The sequence below is a fragment of the Herbaspirillum sp. B65 genome, assembly GCF_000333555.1.
Lineage (GTDB): Bacteria > Pseudomonadota > Gammaproteobacteria > Burkholderiales > Burkholderiaceae_D > Herbaspirillum > Herbaspirillum rubrisubalbicans.
The window spans coordinates 1-1,633 of the sequence record NZ_BADI01000010.1; the positions used below are offsets into that span (position 1 = coordinate 1).

Sequence of the window (1,633 nt, forward strand, 5' to 3'; positions counted from 1 at the left end):
TGCAGGAAAGCGCTGGCCGACGCGCAATCCCAGGCGGTCGGCCACGACAATCAATACATTGAACCGGTCCACCTGATCCTGGCGCTGCTGACCCAGGACGATGGCGGCGCACGCTCGCTGTTGCAGCGCGCCGGCGTGAATGTGAACGGTCTCATCAGCGCCTTGCAGGCCGCTCTCAAACGGTTGCCGCAAGTCTCCGGCAATGGCGGCGAAGTGCAGGTCGGCCGCGAACTGGTGGCCTTGCTCAACCTGGCCGACAAGGAAGCGCAAAAGCATGGCGACCAGTTCGTGGCCAGCGAAATGGTGCTGCTGGGCCTGGTGGACGACAAGTCCGACGCCGGCCGTGCCGCCCGCGAGAATGGGCTGACCCGCAAGTCGCTGGAGGCGGCCATTACTGCCGTGCGCGGTGGCGCCTCGGTCTCTTCTCAGCAGGATGAAGGCCAGCGTGAAGCCCTGAAGAAATACACCCTGGACCTGACCGAGCGCGCCCGTGCCGGCAAGCTCGATCCGGTGATCGGCCGCGACGATGAAATCCGCCGCGCCATCCAGGTGCTGCAACGGCGCAGCAAGAACAATCCGGTCTTGATCGGTGAACCCGGCGTGGGCAAGACTGCCATCGTCGAAGGCCTGGCCCAGCGCATCGTCAATGGCGAAGTGCCGGACAGCCTCAAGTCCAAGCGCGTACTGTCGCTGGACATGGCAGCGCTGTTGGCCGGTGCCAAGTACCGCGGTGAATTCGAGGAACGCCTCAAGGCGGTCCTGAAGGAAATCGCCCAGGACGAAGGCCAGACCATCGTCTTCATCGATGAGCTGCACACCATGGTCGGTGCCGGCAAGGCCGAAGGCGCCATGGATGCCGGCAACATGCTGAAGCCGGCCCTGGCACGCGGCGAACTGCATTGCGTGGGCGCCACCACCCTGGACGAATACCGTCAGTACATCGAAAAGGATGCTGCCCTGGAACGCCGCTTCCAGAAGATCCTGGTCGATGAGCCCAGCGTGGAAGCGACCATCGCCATCCTGCGCGGCCTGCAGGAAAAGTATGAAGTGCACCACGGCGTGGACATCACCGACCCGGCCATCGTGGCGGCAGCCGAGCTGTCGCATCGCTACATCACCGACCGCTTCCTGCCGGACAAGGCTATCGACCTGATCGACGAAGCCGCTTCCAAGATCAAGATCGAAATCGACTCCAAGCCGGAAGTGATGGACAAGCTCGACCGTCGCCTGATCCAGCTGAAGATCGAGCGCGAAGCCGTCAAGCGCGAGAAGGACGAAGCCTCGCAGAAGCGCCTGCAACTGATCGAGGAAGAAATCGAGAAGCTGGAGCGTGAATACGCCGACCTGGAAGAAATCTGGAAGGCCGAGAAATCCACCGCCCAGGGTGGCCAGCAATTGAAGGAAGAAATCGAGAAGGTGCGTCTGCAGATGGAAGAGGCCACCCGCAAGAGCGACTGGCAGAAGGTCTCGGAACTGAAGTACGGCAAGCTGGCCGAGCTGGAAGCTGCGCTGGAGGTGCAGAACAAGAAGGATGCGGCCGGCGTGGTCAGCGAAAAGCCCAAGCTGGTGCGCACCCAGGTGGGCGCCGAGGAGATCGCCGAGATCGTGGCGCGCGCCACCGGCATTTCCGTAT

1 protein-coding gene is annotated in these 1,633 nt (G+C 62.8%); it reads left to right on the top strand.

Annotated features, from left to right (window positions below; translation table 11 throughout):
* Positions 1–1,633: Clp protease N-terminal domain-containing protein (locus I5W_RS00235; RefSeq protein ID WP_252716831.1), on the top strand; the 1,633-nt coding region annotated here is incomplete at both ends.